Raw genomic sequence first — 19060 nt, 5'->3', positions numbered from 1 at the left:
TGCCGCAGTGCAGAATAATCCGCATACCACGCTTATCACATCCAAAGCGCCTGTCGCCGCAAGTACACATGGCGGTCGGGCAAAATGTCTGCAACGCCTTGTTCGGCTGGACCTGCCGGTTCCGCGCACGGTCGCATTGTCATTTGATGCAGTTCATCGCATTGCCGAGGGGCACGTTCCCGATCTGGCCGCGATCTTGGAACAGTTTGATCCGACAGCTCTGCTTTGTGTTCGACCCAGTTCTGAAGACCCTGATTGGGGTGGTCCGGGGGCGGTGCTGAACATTGGTATGAACGATGCACGCTATGTCGATCTGTCAGATAAGATGGGGGTCGAGGCGGCAGCAGCATTGTATCTGAGGTTCGTACAAAGCTATGCAATTCATGTGGCGCGGCTGGACGCTGATGTGTTTGACGACATTGAAGCGGATGGTCGGGAAGGCTTGCGCCTGTCATTGCGTGCTTATGAAGACGAGACGGATGAAGCCTTTCCGCAAGACAGGGGCGAACAGTTGGTCGCAGTTCTGCGATCAATGGCGCGAGCCTGGGATGGCACGTCAGCCAGATTGTTGCGGCAGGCAAAAGGTGCCCCAGCGGATGCCGGATTGGGGTTGGTCATACAAGAGATGATCCCAGGCGTCGGGCAGGGTGAGTGTGGATCTGGCGTTCTGCAACTCGTTGATTCCACAACCGGTATGCCGCAGATCACCGGTCGATACCTTAGCCAAAGTCAGGGCAGGGACGCATTGGGAGAGGGTGTCGCTGCCCTGTTCCTGGAGAGGGACTCGCGTGGTCCGTCGCTGGAAGAGGTTGCGCCCAAAGCCTTTGCAGAACTGAAGGCTCAGGCCGCTTTGATGCGCCAGAAGCTGCGCGAAGAAATGCAGGTCGAATTTGTGATCGAAAACGGCCATGTTCACATTCTTGATGGTGTGCGGGTGCAGCGCAGCGCCCGCGCCGCCATGCGGATTGCCGTGCGGTTAGCTGAGGATGGCATCCTGCCGCCACAAGAGGCGGTGATGCGCGTTGATCCTCATGCATTAAACGAACTTCTGCACCGGCAGGTACATCCCGAAGCACGGCGCGATGTTCTGACAACTGGCATTGCAGCAAGCCCCGGCGCGTCGACCGGGAAGATTGTCTTTACAGCGGCCGAGGCACAAGCCAGCGCAGCGCGTGGTGAAGCGTGTATTCTTGTCCGGCGCGAGACATCACCCGAAGATGTGCGGGGTATGCATGCCGCGGTCGCCGTTTTGACCGAGAAGGGCGGCATGACCAGCCACGCAGCCGTGATCGGCCGAGGTTTGGGATTGCCTTGTATTGTCGGCGCTTCGGATATGCGGTTTCAGACTAAGAAGAAATTGCTGACGGCCCCGGATGGTCGGGTTTTCAAAACCGGTGATGTTCTGACGATTGACGGCACTTCGGGTCAAGTGCTGGCAGGACAGCCTGCCATGCTCGAGGCGGTCTTTGATGACTGTTTCCAGACACTGATGGCCTGGGCCGACGCCGAGCGCGACATCGAAATCCGTGCCAACGCCGACACGCCTGCAGACGCGCAGACAGCCCGTAACTTCCAGGCCCAGGGTATCGGTTTGTGCCGGACCGAACATATGTTCTTTGATCCTGGCCGCCTGATCGTGATGCGCGAGATGATCTTTGCCCAAACCTCTTCTGGTCGTGCGGCGGTATTAGAACGCCTGCTTCCCATGCAGCGTGAAGACTTCATGCAACTCTTCCGGATCATGGAAGGTCAGCCAGTCTGTATACGGTTGTTCGATCCGCCGCTGCACGAATTCCTGCCAACCACCCGCAGCGGACAGCGTGAACTGGCCGAAGCACTAGATCTACCGATTTCGGACGTTGAACGCCGGGTCGATTCTATGACTGAATACAACCCGATGCTGGGGCTGCGCGGCGTTCGGCTGGGTGTCACTGTGCCAGAAATCTACGATATGCAGGCGCGGGCAATTTTTGAGGCCTCTTTGGAGGCCCGCAAGAACGGTGCGCCGGTGGTGCCCGAAGTCATGATCCCGTTGGTTTCTGCCAAACGCGAGGTTGAGCTGGTCAAATCCCGTATCGATTCAGTGGCAGCTGCGGTTGCCGCAGAGTTCGGGCAAGAGTTCGAATATCGCCTCGGCGTGATGGTGGAAACGCCACGGGCGTGTTTGCGCGCTGAAGAGATCGCACCCAACACATCCTTTTTGAGTTTTGGAACAAATGACCTAACCCAGATGACTTATGGTCTCTCGCGAGACGATGCCGGGCGGTTTATGTCTGCATATGTACGACAAGGCGTATTCACCGAAGATCCGTTTCATGTTCTTGATCCCGATGGGGTCGGAGAGTTGTTGAAGCTCGGGGCCGAGCGTGGGCGTGCTGCAAAGCCGGATGTTACTCTGTCGGTGTGCGGTGAGCATGGCGGCAATCCCGAATCAATCGCCATTTGCCGGGACCTTGGCTTTGACTACGTGTCATGTTCTCCGTTCCGGGTGCCGGTCGCTCGGCTGGCTGCCGCTCAACTGGCAATTTCATCCAGACTTGGGGGTTGACATAGCCTCAAAGCCCTAAGAATAGTGGTTTAAGCATGGGTCTGGGGTCAATTTTTTTGACCTAACGGGCGGTTTTCCACTTGCTTTTTCTTCTGATCTGGACGTTTGCCCAAGACTGGGGTAGATGCCTCGTCGCGCCCGCCGGGGGAGGGTTTGGCGCGTATAGTGCCTGTGCGAGGTTATCTGATGCTACGTTATATAATGGCTGTTGCCACATTGGCAGCAACCATGCTGCCAAGTGCGTCCTTCGCCGAGAGGGAAGCGACCGATTCTGCCAAGGAAGAAATTGTTGCCCGCAATGAATTGCCGGCACAAAGCTTTCGTGACTATCTGAAATTGTTCAAGCCCCGCAAAGCGGTTGAGCCGATCACAGTATCCTACTCCAAGGATTGGTTGGACCAACAACCCAACGCGGCCGGTGACGAGAACTGGAAGTGCCTGTCCGAGGCGTTGTATTTCGAAGCGCGTGGCGAAAGCGTGCGCGGTCAGTTTGCTGTGGCCGAGGTTATTTTGAACCGGGTCAAAAGTAGTCGTTTCCCAAACTCTCTTTGTGGGGTGATCCGTCAGGGCACTGGTAAGAAGTATCAGTGCCAGTTCACATACACCTGTGATGGCCAAAAAGAAGTGATACACGAAAAGAAGGCGTATGAGCGTGTGTCCAAAGTGGCTCGGGCCGCAATAGATGGGGTGGCTAAGGAGCTGACCGAAGGGGCAACCCACTATCACACCACCGCCGTACGTCCATCCTGGGCCAAGGTGTACAAGCAAACCGCACGGATCGGTGTGCATCTTTTCTATCGCCACAACTACCGCACCGCGAGCAACTGATTGACGCACCTGCGCTGGAAGCTTGATGCCAGCAGCGCGGGGTACTCTATATTGCAGGCCAGGAGGTCCGCAATGACCGTTAATCGTCGACAATTCATGCAATCTGCAGCAGCGGCTTTACTTGTGCCCTGCATGGCCCGTGCAGGTTTTCTGTCGCTTGAGGCGAGGGTAGCAGATCAGCTGATCGCCCCGGACGGGTATCCCGAGACCAAACTTTGGAGTTACGGCGGAAAGGTTCCCGGAATTCCACTGCGCTTGAAACAGGGTGACCGCGTCCAGCGCAGGCTTGTTAACAATCTGCCGCAGCCGACGTCGGTTCATTGGCATGGAATTCGTATCGCAAACGCAATGGATGGTGTGTCCGGGTTGACGCAAGACCCTGTAGTTCCAGGCGATACCTTCGATTACGATTTCGAGGTTCCGGATGCTGGAACCTATTGGTATCACGCACATAACCGGTCCATGGAACAGGTCGCGCGGGGCCTCTACGGGTCTTTGATCGTCGAAGAAGCGACGCCGCCAGACGTTGATCAGGATCTGATCTTGATGCTGGATGACTGGCGGCTCGACCCTGAAACCGCGCAAATCACGGATGACTTCGACAATGGCCGAGATCTGAGTCACGCCGGTCGTCTCGGCAATCTTGTGACGGTCAATGGTTCCTTTGATCCTGCATTCCCTGTCAAACGCGACGAACGCCTCAGGCTGCGTCTGATCAATGCGTCCAACGCGCGGATCTTTGATGTCGGGCTTGACGGTTTGTCTGGGTGGATCGTTGCTTTGGACGGTATGCCGCTGGAAGCACCTCTGGCAATTCCGCAATCCTTCCCACTTGCGCCTGCACAACGCGCGGATCTTGTTGTTGATGTGAGCACTGATGATGACGCGGCAAACCTTCTGAGTGTTGAACAGGACGGCGCGTATGGTTTGGTTCAGTTCAATGTAACCGGTGAGCTCGCAAAAACACGTCGAGACGGAGTGGATGCTTTGCCGCCCAATCCCTTGCCCGTTCTGCGAGATGTTGAAACGGCGCCGCTTCATCGAATGGTTTTGCAGGGCGGGGCGATGCGGTGGCTTGAAAACGCGCGGATCGGAGACACCGAGATGTCCGGGCGCGAGTTAGCGCAACTTGGGAGGTTTTGGGCTTTGAACGGCAATGCCGAACGCCCAACTGATCCGTTTTTGGACACTGGTCTTGGCAGCTTGCACAGGATCGAATTTGTCAATGAAACTGCTTTCCCGCATGCGATGCACCTGCACGGCCATCACTTTCGGTTGATCCTTGAAGATGGCTCATTTGGGCCCTGGCGAGACACCGTACTCGTCGACCGAGGGCAGACCCGCCAGATCGCGTTGTTGACCGATAATCCGGGGGACTGGCTGCTGCATTGCCACATGCTTGGCCATGCTGCTTCGGGTATGATGAGTTGGATTCGCGTAACCTGACGCCGCATTCGGCGGTTGGAATGGCGCTTGCTTGAATGTTATAGGCTCTCGCAAAGCCTAATATAGGCAAACTTCCAATGAGCCCGAGAAGGCCTGTCCCATGAGTTCTGAAATCCGCCTGGCATTTGCGCACCCCTCTGAGCGGTCCGAGGCGACCTCGTCCAAAGGGTCGCTGGATCGCATTTCGTTGCGCGACCATATCGTGGAAGTTGAGATCGGCGCGTTTCAGGCCGAGCGTGGGACGACGCAGCGTGTCTGCTTCAATATAGTCGTTGAAGTGCGCCCGCTGACCGACCCGATCGATGACGATGTGGATCGCATTCTGTCTTATGATCGCGTGACCGAAGCAATTGCGTATGAGTTGTCGGCTGAGCGGTTGAATCTGTTAGAGACCTTGGCTGAACGTGTAGCCGAACGAATTTTACTTGAACCTCAGGCTGTAAGAGCTTTTGTTAGAATAGAAAAACTTGACCGAGGCCCTGGGGCGCTTGGTGTTGAAATCGTCCGTGGCAAAGATGCGCATCACCACGATATAGTCGAGGAAGAGCGCCCGCATCCACGGCTTGTTTTCCTGTCGAATGAAGCGATTGCCTCGGACAATCTGACGGGCTGGATCGATCAGCTAGAGAACCGTCAACGCCCGTTGATCCTGTGCGTCGGAGCCTCAGATCTGGACGCGCCGCAAACCGGACATGCGATGACCCAGCGCAGGATCGACCTGCTTGCTATCGAGCAGAACGCATGGGTGCTCGCCGCGCGCGATTTTCGCTGCGTTGTTGTCTCGACCCGGACCGAGTTGGATTGGGCCATGAAAAATGGACAAATTTGCGTTTGGGCTCCCTCCAAGATCGTCTTGGACGCTGTTGATGGCCCATCGGCAGCGCCGTCGGACGCGGTGGCTTTGGCGGCCTGGTTCGCAGCCACATTTGAAGCCAGTGAGATGATGGTGATCGGCGGAGATCTGCCAGAAACACCGAAAACGCCATTGCGGGCTGTGGATGTAGATCAGGCAGAGCTGTGAAAACCTATTTCCGACCCTTGGTCCAGCACGGTCCGGCACGTCCAAAAGGTGCCGTAGAGCTTGCTGGTCAGCCACTTTGGTTCACACATGCTGAGGTTTTGACACGAGAAAACCCCGCGCAGATTTTGCCAGTTGCTGAAATCCCGTCCGATGCGTTGGGCAGGTTGACCAATCCACGCGCAGACTTGTGCGGTTTGGATATGAAGTGTCCGCACATTATGGGCATCCTCAACGCAACGCCTGACAGTTTCTCGGATGGCGGCCTGCATAACTCGGTCGAAGGCGCGCGCAATGCAGCCGCCGAAATGGTCGCGCATGGTGCGACCATTCTGGATATCGGGGGCGAGTCGACCCGGCCTGGCGCAGATTTCGTTCCCGAGGACGAGGAAATCGCCCGAACCCGCCCTCTGATCGAGGCGATCCGAGCAGAAACAGATGTTCTGATATCGATCGATACCCGAAAGGCCCGCGTGGCCAGAGCGGCGAGTGCCGTCGGGGCCGGGCTGGTCAACGATGTCTCTGGGTTCACCTTTGACCCGGATTTGGCGCCATTATGCGCGCAATTGGGCACCCCGGTTTGTCTCATGCACATGCAGGGTGATCCAGCCACGATGCAGGATGATCCGCAATACAACAACGTACTGTTGGACGTTTATGACTTTCTTGAGGGTCAGATCACGCATCTGGAACGGCTAGGTCTGAACCGCGAAAACATCGTGGTGGATCCGGGTATCGGGTTCGGGAAGTCGCAAGACCACAATCTGGCTTTGCTACGCGGTCTAAGCCTATTCCACGGGCTTGGTTGTCCGATCCTTGTGGGCGTGTCCCGAAAGGGCTTCGTCGGGTCCATCGGGCAAGAGCCGCGCAAAGACGCGCGCGCACCGGGATCAATTGCATTGGCTTTGGCTGGATTGTCTCAGGGCGTGCAGATCATTCGGGTGCATGATGTCGCTGAAACAGCTCAGGCCTTGCGTCTATGGGCTGCCGTCCGGTAATCCGGTCGCAGGTTAGTTTTACGGAGTGACAGGTATGCGCAAGCTGTTCGGAACCGACGGGGTGCGGGGCACCGCCAACACCCACCCGATGACGGCAGAAATGGCCTTGCGCATCGGAGCCGCTGTGGGCCGCTATTTTCGCCGTGATGCGACGGGCGTGCACCGCGTGGTGATCGGTAAGGACACGCGCTTGTCGGGTTACATGCTGGAAAGCGCATTGACGGCTGGCTTGACCTCGACCGGTATGAACGTGCTGCTGTTGGGGCCGGTACCAACACCCGCGGTTGGTCTGATGACCCAGTCGATGCGGGCAGACCTTGGGGTGATGATTTCGGCCAGCCATAACCCGGCAGAAGATAACGGAATCAAGTTTTTTGGCCCTGATGGGTTCAAACTGTCCGACCAGGCCGAGATTGAAATCGAGACTCTGATCGAAGAAGGGGTCAAACCCGCGCAGGCCCAAAATATCGGGCGGGCTCGACGCGTCGATGATGCGCGGTTCCGTTATGGCGAACGCGTCAAGTCTTCGCTGCCGCGCAATGTGCGTCTGGACGGGTTGAAGGTGGTTATCGATTGCGCCAATGGCGCCGCACACCGCACCGCGCCAGAGGTTTTGTGGGAGTTGGGTGCCGAGGTTATCCCAGTGGGCATCGCCCCCAATGGCAAGAATATCAATCTGAATTGTGGTTCGACCAAGCCGCAACTGGCTGCTGAAACCGTGGTGACCCATGGTGCGCATGTGGGCATCTGCCTGGATGGGGACGCGGACAGGGTTGTTGTGATCGACGAGACCGGGCAGGTGGCAGACGGCGATCAACTGATGGCGCTGCTGGCCACAGCTTGGAAGAAATCCGAACAATTGAAGGGTGACGCCTTGGTGGCGACCGTCATGTCGAACCTGGGTTTGGAACGGCATCTTTCGGCTGAAGGTCTGCGCCTTGAACGAACGGCCGTTGGCGACCGTTATGTGGTTGAACGGATGCGCGAAGGTGGCTTCAACCTGGGCGGGGAACAATCCGGGCATATTGTGATGAGCGACTATGCCACCACCGGCGACGGCCTGATGGCCGGGTTGCATTTCCTGGCCGAGATGGTTCTATCCGGTCGCAAAGCGTCTGATCTATCCAAACAATTCGAGACGGTGCCGCAGCTTCTGAAGAATGTGCGCTACCAATCAGGCCAGGTTCCGCTGGACGCTCAGAACGTTCAGGCGGCAATTGCCGATGCCGAGGCGCGTCTGAACGGGCAGGGCCGTTTGCTGATACGTAAATCGGGCACAGAACCTTTGATCCGCGTCATGGCTGAATGTGAAGACGATGTTTTGCTGACACAGGTCGTTGACACTATTGTGGCCGAAGTCGAGGCTGTAGCGGGCTAACGCTCGGTTAGTAGTTTTTTCAGGCTGAACCATTGGCTGATGGCCAATCCGGTCAGGATCAACGACAATGCAATGTAGAACCGCAAGGGTAGGGCCTCGGACAGTATCCATGCGCCAAAGATCATCGACCAGATCGGCACCTGATAGTTCACTAGTGTCAGGAAAACGGACCCGGCACTGCGGATAATCGATACGCGCAGCAGCGTGGCAAAAGCTGTCGGAACAAGTCCCAGACCCACGATGGCAAGGCCGGGTCGCGTGCCTTCCCAGCGCGGTATGCCTTCGGATATGAGCATGATCGGCAGCAGGATTATCGCTCCGACCACCAATGTCAGTGCCGCCAGTGTCACCGGATCGATCGGCGGGCAGCGGCGGGTAAAGATAGACGCCACCGAATAGCAGAGCGCGGCGCCGATACAGGCCAGTTGGGCCAACGGCTCAGCCGCTTGACCGATTTGAGCCAACCCCGGACCGATCAAGACCAGTGCACCCGAGAACCCTAGGGTGACGCCAAGCAACCGACGTGCGTTCATCGGTTCGTCAGAGAAGAAATGGGCCAACGGCAAGACCATCAACGGGATTACTGCCATAGACAGACCGGCGAAGGCCGAAGCTACATATTGTTGTCCCCAGCTTAGCAATAGGAAAGGCAGGGCGGTGGAGAGTACACCAATGACAATTGTCGAACCCCAAAGCGCAGGGCTTGGGGCAGGAAATCGGCGCCCTGTTGCTGCCATCAGGATCAACAATGTCACTGCGCCCAACGTCGTGCGTGCCGTCGCAACTGTGACCGGCCCGTACCCGTCCAGCGCCATGGCAACAACCATGAACGTACCGCCCCAAATCAGGCCAAGGGATATGACGCCGCTCCAATCGCGGTAATCGGGTTGTTGAACCATTCCATCCCCTTAACCTGCGATTCAACAAGTGTCACGGGGCGGTCTTGATTTTGCGTAAGTAATCACTTACGGTAAGTAATGACTTACGGTGATGTTTTTTCAGCTCTGGGAGACTCGACCCGGCGACAGGTGTTTGAGGCGGTTGCCAGTCAGCCGCGCGCGGTGGGGGCTTTGGCCGCTGAATTGCCTGTCAGCCGCCCGGCAGTATCGCAGCATCTAAAAGTACTTTCGGATGCGGGGCTTGTCGTTTGCCGTGCCGAGGGAACTCGTCGGATATATGCGGCACGGCCCGAGGGGCTTGCCGAAATGCGCGACTGGCTAGAGCGATATTGGTCTGACGTTCTTGAAAATTTTGCAGCCGAAGTAAACCAAGGAGGGCGGGGCTCGTGACCGATCCTATTGTTAAGAGAGTGACTGTGAATGCGGCACCGGAAGAGGCATTTGATGTTTTCGTTAACCGGATCGCAAAATGGTGGCCGTTGGACGGCCATGCCGTGTCAGCCTCCAAAGGAAAACCGGCGCTTGCTGTCACGATTGAACCACACGTGGGCGGAGCAGTGTATGAGACGATGTTCGATGGAACACGGGCCGATTGGGGCGAGGTTCTTGTCTTTGAGGCCGGGCGTCGACTCGCGCTCAGTTGGCACCCCGGTACGAATAAAGATCGCCCGACACGGGTAGAGGTGACCTTTGAAAGCCATGGCTCAGCGCAGAGCAAGGTGACCCTGACGCATTCCGGCTGGGAGGTTTGGGCTGATGAAGCACCCGAAAAGCGCGGTGGTTACGATACGGGATGGGATCACGTGTTGGGTCATTGCTTTGTGAACGCAGTCAGTAAGTAAAAAAGCGGCCACTTGGGCCGCTTTTTCGCTGACATAGGCCAGGCTTAGTTCTTTTCTTTGTCGACCATTTTGCCGGCCGAGATCCAGGGCATCATGGCGCGCAGTTTAGCGCCAGTTTCCTCGATCATGTGCTCGTCATTGGCGCGACGCGACGCTTTGATGGTCGGCTGACCAACGGCGTTTTCCAGCATGAAGTCACGTACGAACTTGCCCTGCTGAATGTCGTTCAGAACGGCTTTCATGCGTGCTTTTGTCTCGTCGTATTGCAGGATGCGCGGGCCGGTGACGTACTGGCCGTATTCTGCGGTGTTCGAGATCGAGTAGTCCATGTTGGCAATACCGCCTTCATAGATCAGGTCGACAATCAGCTTCACTTCGTGCAGGCACTCGAAATAGGCCATCTCGGGCGCGTAGCCCGCTTCGACAAGTGTTTCGAAACCGCAGCGGATCAGTTCGACCAAGCCACCACACAAGACTGCCTGCTCACCAAACAGGTCAGTTTCGCATTCTTCGCGGAAATTTGTTTCGATGATGCCCGAACGACCGCCACCGATGGCCGAGCAATAGGACAGGCCGATTTCCAGCGCTTTTCCGGTTGCGTCGTTATCGACGGCAACCAGGCAGGGTACGCCGCCGCCTTTGACATATTCACCGCGTACAGTGTGGCCGGGCCCTTTGGGCGCCATCATGATGACGTCGACGCCTTCTTTCGGCTCGATCAGACCGAAATGCACGTTCAGGCCGTGGGCGAATGCGATCGCCGCACCCGGTTTGATGTTGTCATGCACGTATTTCTTGTAGGTTTCAGCCTGCAATTCGTCGGGCATGGTGAACATGATGACGTCACACCAGGCCGCCGCTTCGGCAATTCCCATGACCTGAAGACCCTCGGCTTCGGCTTTTTTGGCCGAGGCAGAGCCTTCGCGGAGAGCGACGACGAGGTTTTTGGCACCCGAGTCGCGCAGGTTGAGCGCGTGGGCATGGCCTTGGCTGCCATAACCCAGAATGGCCACTTTTTTGTCTTTGATCAGGTTGATGTCGCAATCGCGATCGTAATAGACGCGCATGTCGCTGGTCCTTTCAGTTTCGATTGCCGTGCTTTTATCCTGAGGTTTTGGTATTGGCGATAGGTTGTGAATCGAGTATTTGGAGAAAAGATGAAGATTAATTCTCTATTTATTCGATATGTGGAGAAATCATGCTTGATGACGTCGATCGTCGGATCCTGCGCCATTACCAATCTGAGCCTACCCTGACGACGGCAGAGCTCGCCGAGCGTTGCAGGATCAGTCAGGGTGTATGCTGGCGGCGCGTCGAAAAGATGCAGGCGGCGGGCATCATCCAAGGGCAAGAGGCTGTGATCGACTGGTCAGTGCTTGGTTATGCGGTCGAAGTGTCGTTGCGGGTGACGTTGGATAAGACACAGGCACGCGCGTTTGATGACTTTACCACGGCAGCCCGTGAGGTGGCCGAGGTGATCGAGATTCAGACTTTTCTGGGCCGCGTAGATGTGCGCCTTTCAGTACTTGCCCGGGATATGTCGCATTATCAGCAGGTTTATCGCGACCTTATTCTGACCCTGCCACATATCGCGGATATCGAGGCGCTGATGCACATCGCACGGGTGAAGCGCGATGAGGCACTGCCGATATGATTGACCTGGACGAGATCGACCGAAAGATCTTGCGCGCACTAGCGCAGGACGCGACCCAAAGTGCAGGTGCGTTGGGTCGCAAATTTGGGCTGTCGCAACCGGCAACCTGGCGGCGCATCCGGCGGTTGGAAGAGGCGGGCGTGATCAAAGGTCGGCGCCTGCGACTGAATGCCGAGGCGCTTGGGTTCGGCGTGACAGTCTTTCTGGGCGTCAAGCTCGCCCGTAAAGGGCAGGTCAGTCTGGAAGACTTTGAACGGGCTGTCAGCGCCATCCCCGAGGTACAGACGGTTGAGCATGTTCTGGGGCTATACGACTATCGCCTGCGTGTTGTGGCGAGAGACATTTCTGACTTCGAGCGGGTTTTGCGGCGCCGGATCATGACGCTGCCGGGTGCTGGCGACGTCGAGGCTAATGTTCTTCTCAGCGAAGAACGGCTACCGGGACCAATAGGATAATCGAGGTCAGTATTTGGTTCTGATGTAATAGCCCGGATGATGGGTCACGCGGGCAAAGGTTATTGGATTGTCGTCCTTGCGCGTGGTCCGTTCCATCTGGATCATCGATGTTCCGGCCGTCGTTCCCATGAATTCCGCCAACCTGATATCTGCAGACACCGCGCAAAAGGCGATCTCGGCCTCTGTAAAGGGGGCAGCATTCAGCAGCCATTCATGCGGTCCGTGTGCGCTGAGATCTGCATGTTCCACCTCGGGGACGGCATTGATGTTGATCCAGCGCTCCTCCAGCTGAAATGGACGATTGTCTGCGTAGTGCATGCAAATGACATGAAGAACACGGGCGTCCGGAGAAACGCAAAGCTGCGATGCCAGCCAGCCGGGGCTGAGCACCACATTCCGTTCGACCAGAGCATAGCGATAGCTTGCGTTCTGGTTCTCAATCACTTGCCGCGCCAATGACAATTCCAGCTTGACCTGCTTGCTGGGTTCCTTTTTGACACGGGTCCCGCTCTTACGCTTGCGTTCAACAAAGCCTTCATCAGCAAGTTCCCGAAGGGCGCGGTTTACGGTCGCGCGGGCGCAGTTAAACTCTTCGGCCAGATGTGCCTCAGTCGGCAAAAGCGCACCTTGCGGCCAGATTCGGCTTTCGATCCGGCGCTTTACTTCATCACGAACGACCTGGAAACTGACGCGCTTTTGTTCCGCCACGGGCAAAGATATCCCTTCAAGTATTAAGTGTGTTCATCTGGTCAGAAGCAAGTAAAAGTGTAAAGGGGAAGGTGACACTATTTGGCGTCATTTTGAGTGATATCAGCCCTGTATAAGGCACTTTTACTATGATTTCGTGGGTAACCTTGGGTCAACTTTCTGTCGGGTTTGGGCTTTACCATCAGGATCAAAGACGCCAAAACTCCCGTAACCCTGATGAAAGGATGTTTCATGCCCGCCTTGCTGAACACTGTTGATCCCGATGGTCTCGAGGAATTCTCCGTCGTTTTCACCGATCGCTCGCTGAATCATATGTCCGCGAAGTTTCAGACCGTCATGCGGGACATCTCGGACCTGTTGAAACAGGTCTACAATGCCGATGGGGTTGCCGTAATTCCCGGTGGCGGGACCTATGGAATGGAGGCGGTGGCCCGTCAATTTGCCCGCGGCGCTAATGTTTTGGTGGTTCGCAACGGTTGGTTTTCCTATCGCTGGAGCCAGATCATCGAGAGCGGTGAGCTGACCGCATCGGCCACCGTTCTGAAAGCGCGGGAGGTCGGCAATTCCAGCCCATCCGCGTTTGCGCCTGCACCCATCGACGAGGTGGTGGCAACGATACTCGACCAACGACCCGATGTCGTGTTTGCACCCCATGTTGAAACATCGGCCGGAGTGATCCTTCCGGACGACTACGTTACTGCCATGGCATCAGCTGCGCATGAGGTCGGGGCGCTGATGGTTCTGGATTGCATCGCATCGGGATGCGCTTGGATCGACATGAAGACAACCGGTGTGGATGTTTTGATCTCGGCACCACAAAAGGGGTGGAGCGCATCGCCCTGTGCTGGTCTGGTCATGTTGTCAGACCGGGCTGAGGCGCGGCTTGAACAAACCAGTTCCGATAGTTTTGCCATCGATTTGAAGAAGTGGCGTCAGATCATGCAGGCCTATGAGAATGGCGGGCATGCCTATCATGCCACGATGCCAACCGACGCGTTGACAGAGTTTCGGGATACCATGATTGAAACACGAGACTATGGGTTCGAAAAACTGCGCGAATCCCAGTGGGCCTTGGGCAATGGTGTAAGAGGGATGCTGAAGGACAAAGGCATCATGTCCGTGGCTGCCGATGGGTTCGGCGCGCCCGGCGTGGTTGTCAGCTATACGTCGGACCCCGAGGTTCAAAACGGCAAGAAATTTGCTGCATTGGGCATGCAGATTGCTGCAGGTGTGCCGCTGCAGTGTGACGAACCCGCAGGTTTCAGCACTTTCCGCTTGGGTCTGTTCGGCTTGGACAAGCTTTATGATGTGGATGGCACCATTGGCCGCTTGAAGCGGGTGCTGGATCAGGTGCTTTGAAACCAATTGGGGCTTAGCGGACGCCAAGCCCCATCTGCATCAGCGTCTTGCGTACCGGTGGCAGCGAATAAAGCGCGTTCAGCCCCATGGCGCGCGCATCGCGCAGCGGACGCGCCTCAATCATCGAGGCGCGGTTCAGCAAGTCGATACCTTTGACGCGCAGTTCAATCTCGGCGTGACGGGCTTTGTGGTAAGCCTCAAGCATATCCGTGTCCCCAAGCCCATCGGGGCGGGCCTGCGCCAATTCCAACAAGCAGCGCAGGTCGCCTAGGGACATGTTCAAACCCTGAGCGCCTATGGGTGGCACGACATGGGCAACCTCGGCCATCAGCGCAATGCGCTCGCCCGACAGGTATTCCGCAGACTGGCTGATGATCGGCCATATGGTACGACGCGAGGCCAGTTTCAAAGGCCCGAACAACCCGCATGATCGTTCGGTCATCGCGGTCTCGAAGGCGTCAGAGCCCAGGTTCAACAGCTCAAGTGCGCGCGGGCCGCGTTCCATCCAAACGATTGCTGAAGACGGCTGACCCCTCCAGTCGGGTAGTGGCACCAAGGTGAAAGGCCCGCCGGAACGGTGGATCTCGGTCGAGACGTTTTCGTGCGCAATTGGGTGCGTGACTGCAAAGGCCAGCGCTTTCTGACCATAACGTATGGTCTTGACCTGGATCCCGGCAGCCTCGCGCATTGGTGACGCGCGCCCGTCTGCAGCGATGACCAATTTGCAGCGGATGCGACTGCCATCGCTTAGACTCACACGTGCTTCAGCGATGCGGGTGAACAGGTTGACGGTGCCCGTGCCAGGGCGAAAGTCGACATTGGGCAACTCGGACAGGCGGGCCACCATTTCACGGCGCAACAGCCAGTTGGGCAGGTTCCAACCAAAGGGCTGATCGGACACGTCGGAGGCATTGAAATCGCGAACAACGCGCGGCTCGGGCACGTCCCCGCCCGCATCGACGATCCGCATGATCTGAAGCGGCGCAGCATCAGCTTCCAACCGACCCCACAATCCGCATTGTTCCAGCAAGCTATGTGCAGGTTGCAGGAATGCCGTGGTCCGCAGGTCGGACCCATCCGCATCCCGTTCCGTGACAGGCGGTGTCGGATCAACACAGATCACGTCGAACCCAGCCGATCCAAAGGCCGCGGCAGCAGTCAGGCCGGCAATACCACCGCCAGAAATCAGGATGTCACAGCTGTCGGTCATGGCGCCATTCTCCGTTATGGACAGACCCTAATGCGGTTCCGTCACATGCGCCAAGTGACATCCTGTCCCGTTTCTCAGCCCAGTGAAATCAGGATGAGGATCAGGAACATCACTGGCACCATTGCCACCGCTGGCAAGTACAGTCCAGGCAATCCAAACACCAGCGCGGAACAGCCCCACATGCTAATAATCGCGGCGGCCGTATATCCCAGATCTTCGGGTTCGCCATCGGCCACGTCACGGGCCATCCAGCCAAACAAGGGGATTGAATACAACATACGCTGCCACATCGGCAGGTGCCGAGGCATCTCGATCGCGCTCATGGGGGTCTCCGTTCTGTTCGTCGCTCTAGGGCATATAGGGATGCCAATGTAGCCGAAGAACGTGCAGATCGTCGCAGTGTGACAGCCTATCGCAGGCGGGCCAAGAACGCTGTCAGGTCATCCGTGTGATGATGAATGTGATCCGCTTCGTGCGGGTCTGGTGCGACGTGAACCGTGCGCATACCCATTTCGTGCGGAGCCGCCAGGTTCCGGGGGTCATCTTCGAACATCGCAGCTGTATCAGCTTTTATTCCATCTTTCGCGAAGATCGTCTCAAAGGCCGCTTTCTCGGGCTTTGGACGGTAGCCGGCATGCTCGACGCCATAGATCGCGTCAAACAAACCTGACAAGCCTCGCGCCTCTAATACCTTTTCTGCATATGGCGCACTGCCGTTGGTGTAGACGATGCACCTGCCGGGCAGTGAGCGGATATGGTCTGCCAGCGCAGTGTCCGGTGTCATATGGCTCATGTCGACCTGATGCACCGCATGCAGATAAGGGTCGGGGTCCAGATCATGCTCGGCCATCAGCCCAGCAAGCGTGGTGCCGTATTCACGCCAGTAGTGAGATCGCAACCGGTCCGCTTCTGCGCGATCCACGCCGATGGCCTGAACCACATAGTCGGTCATAAGCACCTCGATCTGATCGAACAGGCGCATGTGCGGCGGGTAAAGCGTGTTGTCGAGATCGAACACCCATTGGGTGACGTGAGTAAAGGCAGGTTTGACCATGAGTGGGGTTTAGGGCGCAGCGTCGCGGTTTTCAATGCTGCTCTTGATTGCGGGGCCATGTGACGGATAGACATGTCCGAACGAGGAGACGATGCACCCCATGAGCCAGACACGAACCTCTAACAAAGACGCCTATACCCTGATACTCGAAGCGATCGATGTGGGTGTCTATCGACCCGGTGACCGTCTGGTCGAAAGCGAGTTGGCAGAACGGTTCGGCGTATCCCGAACGCCTATCCGTGAGGCGTTGCAGCGGTTGGAAACTCAGTCGCTGCTAGAAAGGGACGGGCGGTCGCTGATTGTCGCCTCTCTTGATCACAACCAAATGGCCGAGTTGTACATCGTGCGCCGCGAGTTGGAGGGACTTGCTGCGCGTCTTGCGGCCAAGCACGCCACCGAAGAAGAGATCAAGGTGTTGCAGGATATGGTTGCGGCAGATGATGCGTTGGTGGATGATCCGTCGGCTTTGTCGCGCGCCAACCGCAGGTTCCACGAACAAATCCACCTGGCGTCACATAACCGCTATCTGGTTCAACAGCTGAATTTGGTGCATCGCACCATGGCCCTTATGGCAACCACGTCATTGGCGGTTCAGGGCCGCGGAGAAATTGCGCAGAGTGAACATAAGGGTATCGTCGAGGCTATTACCGCCCGAGACGAAGAGGCCGCAGATCGCGCTTTGAAAGAACACATTTCCATCGCGTTCATGACTCGCCTGAAGCAAGACGCCGTCCGGCGCGAAAGCTGATCCTCAGGCCAATGGCAGGTCTTCGTCGGCCTGACCATGTTGGGTCTTGTCCCAATAGAAGGGTTTGACTGCCAGCTCCCACAGGGCTTTGTAGGCTGCGATTATGCCCAGAGGGAAATACAGACACATCGTTGGAACAAACGGCAACAAAAACCGGCGCTCTGGGGCAGAAACGGCGAGGGCGCTGACGGCCATATTCAAACCTTCGGCTGCCAGGAACATCCAAACGAGTGATGTCAGCATCTCATGAGAGATCACCTGCACCATTGGGTTGTACAGCCCCAGCGCGGTTAGCCAAAACACCCACAGCACCGGAGCCAGAAGGAATTGACCGATAGTTCCCAGGAAAAAAGCCTGAATACCCATGAACTTGCGCAGCCCAAGATCTTTGTACAGTTGCAGCGGATCCCGCATATGCACGAGGTAGGTGACCATAAATCCCTTGAGCCAGCGAGAGCGTTGCTTCACCCATGGCCAGGCGCGAAAGTTTGCCTCTTCAAACGTCGTAGTATCGACCATTTCCGTTCGATAGCCCGCACGGCAAAGCCTTACGCCCAAATCTGCATCTTCGGTGACGTTGTGGGCGTCCCATCCGCCGAGCTCTAACAGCTTGTCACGACGGAAGAAAAATGTGGTTCCGCCCAACGGAACGACAAGTCCCAGGCGGGCAATTCCCGGCAGGACAACCCGGAACCAGCTGTTGTATTCGATTGAAAAGCAACGTGAACGCCAGTTGGTGCGTGGATTGTAATAGTCCAGACCACCCTGCAGGCACACAACGTCGGGGGCGGCTTGAGTGAAGTGATTGACCACCCGTTCGATTTGGTCTGGTTGGGGTGCATCCTCGGCGTCCCAGACGCCCAAAATGTCACCCCTGCAAAAGTCCAACGCATAGTTCATTGCACGGGGCTTTGTTGTCAGCCCGTTGAATTCGGGCACTTCTATCGTGCGGATCCAGCTGGGTAAGTCTGCCTTTGCCAGTGTCTCGCGCGTGACGTCATCCTTTTCCTCAAGAACCAGAATAACGTCCAGCAGAGCTTTGGGGTATGTCAGTCGTTGGAGCCTGCAGACCAGTGCGTCGACAATCTCTCGTTCCTTGTACAAAGGCACCATGATCGACACACAGGGATGGCGGAGAGGAACGGTGGCGATTTCTGACCGATCAGGTTTGCGAGCAAGCTGATGAAGAACATATGCTACTGCCCCCGAAATTCGCAGGGCGGAAAACAGGATCAGTGTGCTGATCGTCAAAAAGAGCAAAACCGCGAGGCTGACTTGAGGCACTGCGGTCAAAAAGGTCAAAGCAGCGACGATTGCTGCAGCAGGGCGCATGCGCGATCCGGCGGTCCAGGTGCGGCAGCTTTGCGCTTCGTCTACCCGCGTTTCCGCGGCCTGAGCGAGCGGTTTTGAAAACTGGCGTCCGATTGTATGATCAATCTGATCTGGGGCAGCCAGAACAGGGATGACGGCGTAACCGCAATCCTGCATTTCCTTTGAAACTGTAACGAAGCGGTCAGGCCGCGCTGTTGCGACCAAGAGCAGGGGACCGATGCGCATCCATGGGATTACGTTGTGCGCCAACCAGAAATTGACCGGCTTCAGGTGGCATAGTTCCGGCATTGGCGGAATTTCATCAAGATTTGCAATTTGCCAACCGGATTGTAACGCCAAGGCGTTCAACACGTCGTGTCGGGTGATCCAGCCCTCGCCCACCAGGATTTCACCCAATGGTGCTTTTTGCCGGTCTTGCAGACGAAGGGCGAGATCCAGCTGCGACAGGGTGATTGCACCTTGTTCCACCAAGCAAGACCCAAGCGGTTTGCGCAGGCCTTCTGCAGGGCCTGGTTCGGCAGCGGTGAAATTATGTAGATTTAGCTCGACCATCAAACAACCCTGACGCAGTTACCTGCGGCCA

General features: G+C 56.8%; 19 protein-coding genes. 12 read left to right on the top strand and 7 right to left on the bottom strand.

The features are described from left to right. Positions 1–7: 7 nt before the first annotated feature. The 6 genes from Q1B21_RS01330 to glmM all read left to right on the top strand — a co-directional run bounded on the left by Q1B21_RS01330 (position 8) and on the right by glmM (position 8216). On the top strand, positions 8–2548 hold the full coding sequence (locus tag Q1B21_RS01330) for a putative PEP-binding protein (RefSeq protein ID WP_299884996.1): 2541 nt from the start codon (positions 8–10) through the stop codon (positions 2546–2548). A gap of 186 nt (positions 2549–2734) precedes the next feature. Further along, positions 2735–3376: a cell wall hydrolase gene (locus tag Q1B21_RS01325; protein WP_299884993.1), complete on the top strand. Its 642-nt coding sequence runs from the start codon at positions 2735–2737 to the stop codon at positions 3374–3376. Between the two features lie 72 nt (positions 3377–3448). Then, positions 3449–4822 (top strand): multicopper oxidase family protein, encoded by a 1374-nt coding sequence (locus Q1B21_RS01320; RefSeq protein ID WP_299884990.1) that lies wholly within the window; start codon positions 3449–3451, stop codon positions 4820–4822. 100 nt (positions 4823–4922) lie between these two features. Further along, positions 4923–5843: a dihydroneopterin aldolase gene (locus Q1B21_RS01315; RefSeq protein ID WP_299078308.1), complete on the top strand. Its 921-nt coding sequence runs from the start codon at positions 4923–4925 to the stop codon at positions 5841–5843. Further along, a complete protein-coding gene (folP, locus tag Q1B21_RS01310) occupies positions 5840–6838 on the top strand; it encodes a dihydropteroate synthase (protein WP_299884987.1) in 999 nt (332 codons plus the stop codon). Before Q1B21_RS01315 ends, folP begins: the two co-directional genes overlap by 4 nt. Before the next feature lie 34 nt (positions 6839–6872). Next, a complete protein-coding gene (gene glmM / locus Q1B21_RS01305) occupies positions 6873–8216 on the top strand; it encodes a phosphoglucosamine mutase (RefSeq protein WP_299884984.1) in 1344 nt (447 codons plus the stop codon). Here glmM and Q1B21_RS01300 read toward each other — a convergent pair. Continuing rightward, the gene (locus tag Q1B21_RS01300; protein ID WP_299884981.1) at positions 8213–9115 is read right to left on the bottom strand and encodes a DMT family transporter; all 903 of its coding nucleotides are present in this window, start codon (positions 9113–9115) and stop codon (positions 8213–8215) included. The genes glmM and Q1B21_RS01300 overlap by 4 nt on opposite strands. Before the next feature lie 78 nt (positions 9116–9193). On the opposite strand from Q1B21_RS01300, the gene Q1B21_RS01295 reads away from it, so the two are divergent. Together Q1B21_RS01295 and Q1B21_RS01290 are read left to right on the top strand one after the other, a co-directional pair. Next, on the top strand, positions 9194–9505 hold the full coding sequence (locus tag Q1B21_RS01295) for a helix-turn-helix transcriptional regulator (protein ID WP_299884978.1): 312 nt from the start codon (positions 9194–9196) through the stop codon (positions 9503–9505). Continuing rightward, positions 9502–9957, top strand: a complete 456-nt coding sequence (locus Q1B21_RS01290; RefSeq protein ID WP_299884976.1) for an SRPBCC domain-containing protein — start codon at positions 9502–9504, stop codon at positions 9955–9957. The genes Q1B21_RS01295 and Q1B21_RS01290 overlap by 4 nt, the downstream gene beginning before the upstream one ends. Before the next feature lie 44 nt (positions 9958–10001). On the opposite strand, the gene ilvC is transcribed toward Q1B21_RS01290, so the two are convergent. Continuing rightward, positions 10002–11024, bottom strand: coding sequence for a ketol-acid reductoisomerase (gene ilvC, locus Q1B21_RS01285; RefSeq protein ID WP_299884974.1), 1023 nt, complete (start codon positions 11022–11024; stop codon positions 10002–10004). 131 nt (positions 11025–11155) lie between these two features. Here ilvC and Q1B21_RS01280 point away from each other — a divergent pair, with 131 nt between their 5' ends. Further along, positions 11156–11611, top strand: coding sequence for an Lrp/AsnC family transcriptional regulator (locus Q1B21_RS01280; RefSeq protein ID WP_298932561.1), 456 nt, complete (start codon positions 11156–11158; stop codon positions 11609–11611). Continuing rightward, on the top strand, positions 11608–12066 hold the full coding sequence (locus Q1B21_RS01275; protein ID WP_298932560.1) for an Lrp/AsnC family transcriptional regulator: 459 nt from the start codon (positions 11608–11610) through the stop codon (positions 12064–12066). Before Q1B21_RS01280 ends, Q1B21_RS01275 begins: the two co-directional genes overlap by 4 nt. A 6-nt stretch (positions 12067–12072) precedes the next feature. On the opposite strand, the gene Q1B21_RS01270 is transcribed toward Q1B21_RS01275, so the two are convergent. Continuing rightward, positions 12073–12774, bottom strand: coding sequence for a GntR family transcriptional regulator (locus Q1B21_RS01270; protein ID WP_299884970.1), 702 nt, complete (start codon positions 12772–12774; stop codon positions 12073–12075). Positions 12775–13005: 231 nt separating this feature from the next. Here Q1B21_RS01270 and Q1B21_RS01265 point away from each other — a divergent pair, with 231 nt between their 5' ends. Continuing rightward, positions 13006–14133 (top strand): aminotransferase class V-fold PLP-dependent enzyme, encoded by a 1128-nt coding sequence (locus Q1B21_RS01265; RefSeq protein ID WP_299884967.1) that lies wholly within the window; start codon positions 13006–13008, stop codon positions 14131–14133. Positions 14134–14146: 13 nt separating this feature from the next. Here Q1B21_RS01265 and Q1B21_RS01260 read toward each other — a convergent pair whose 3' ends face one another. The 3 genes from Q1B21_RS01260 to Q1B21_RS01250 form a co-directional block, all read right to left on the bottom strand. Then, complete coding sequence (locus tag Q1B21_RS01260) at positions 14147–15343, bottom strand: UbiH/UbiF family hydroxylase (RefSeq protein ID WP_299884964.1); 1197 nt, start codon at positions 15341–15343, stop codon at positions 14147–14149. 74 nt (positions 15344–15417) lie between these two features. Then, positions 15418–15666: a hypothetical protein gene (locus tag Q1B21_RS01255; RefSeq protein ID WP_299884961.1), complete on the bottom strand. Its 249-nt coding sequence runs from the start codon at positions 15664–15666 to the stop codon at positions 15418–15420. Positions 15667–15752: 86 nt separating this feature from the next. Then, positions 15753–16397, bottom strand: coding sequence for a pyrimidine 5'-nucleotidase (locus tag Q1B21_RS01250; RefSeq protein ID WP_299884958.1), 645 nt, complete (start codon positions 16395–16397; stop codon positions 15753–15755). A gap of 100 nt (positions 16398–16497) precedes the next feature. Between Q1B21_RS01250 and Q1B21_RS01245 the strand changes: the two genes are divergently transcribed. After that, positions 16498–17145 carry a GntR family transcriptional regulator gene (locus tag Q1B21_RS01245; protein ID WP_298932551.1) on the top strand — a complete coding sequence of 216 codons (648 nt, stop codon included), beginning with the start codon at positions 16498–16500 and terminating at the stop codon, positions 17143–17145. Positions 17146–17148: 3 nt separating this feature from the next. Here the strand turns inward: Q1B21_RS01245 and Q1B21_RS01240 are convergent, their stop codons facing one another. Beyond that, complete coding sequence (locus tag Q1B21_RS01240) at positions 17149–19029, bottom strand: glycosyltransferase (RefSeq protein WP_299884955.1); 1881 nt, start codon at positions 19027–19029, stop codon at positions 17149–17151. Positions 19030–19060: the final 31 nt, after the last annotated feature.

The sequence above is a fragment of the uncultured Ruegeria sp. genome, from assembly GCF_947504215.1.
Classification (GTDB): Bacteria; Pseudomonadota; Alphaproteobacteria; order Rhodobacterales; family Rhodobacteraceae; genus Ruegeria.
This window is presented reverse-complemented; position numbering and strand designations above follow the sequence as displayed.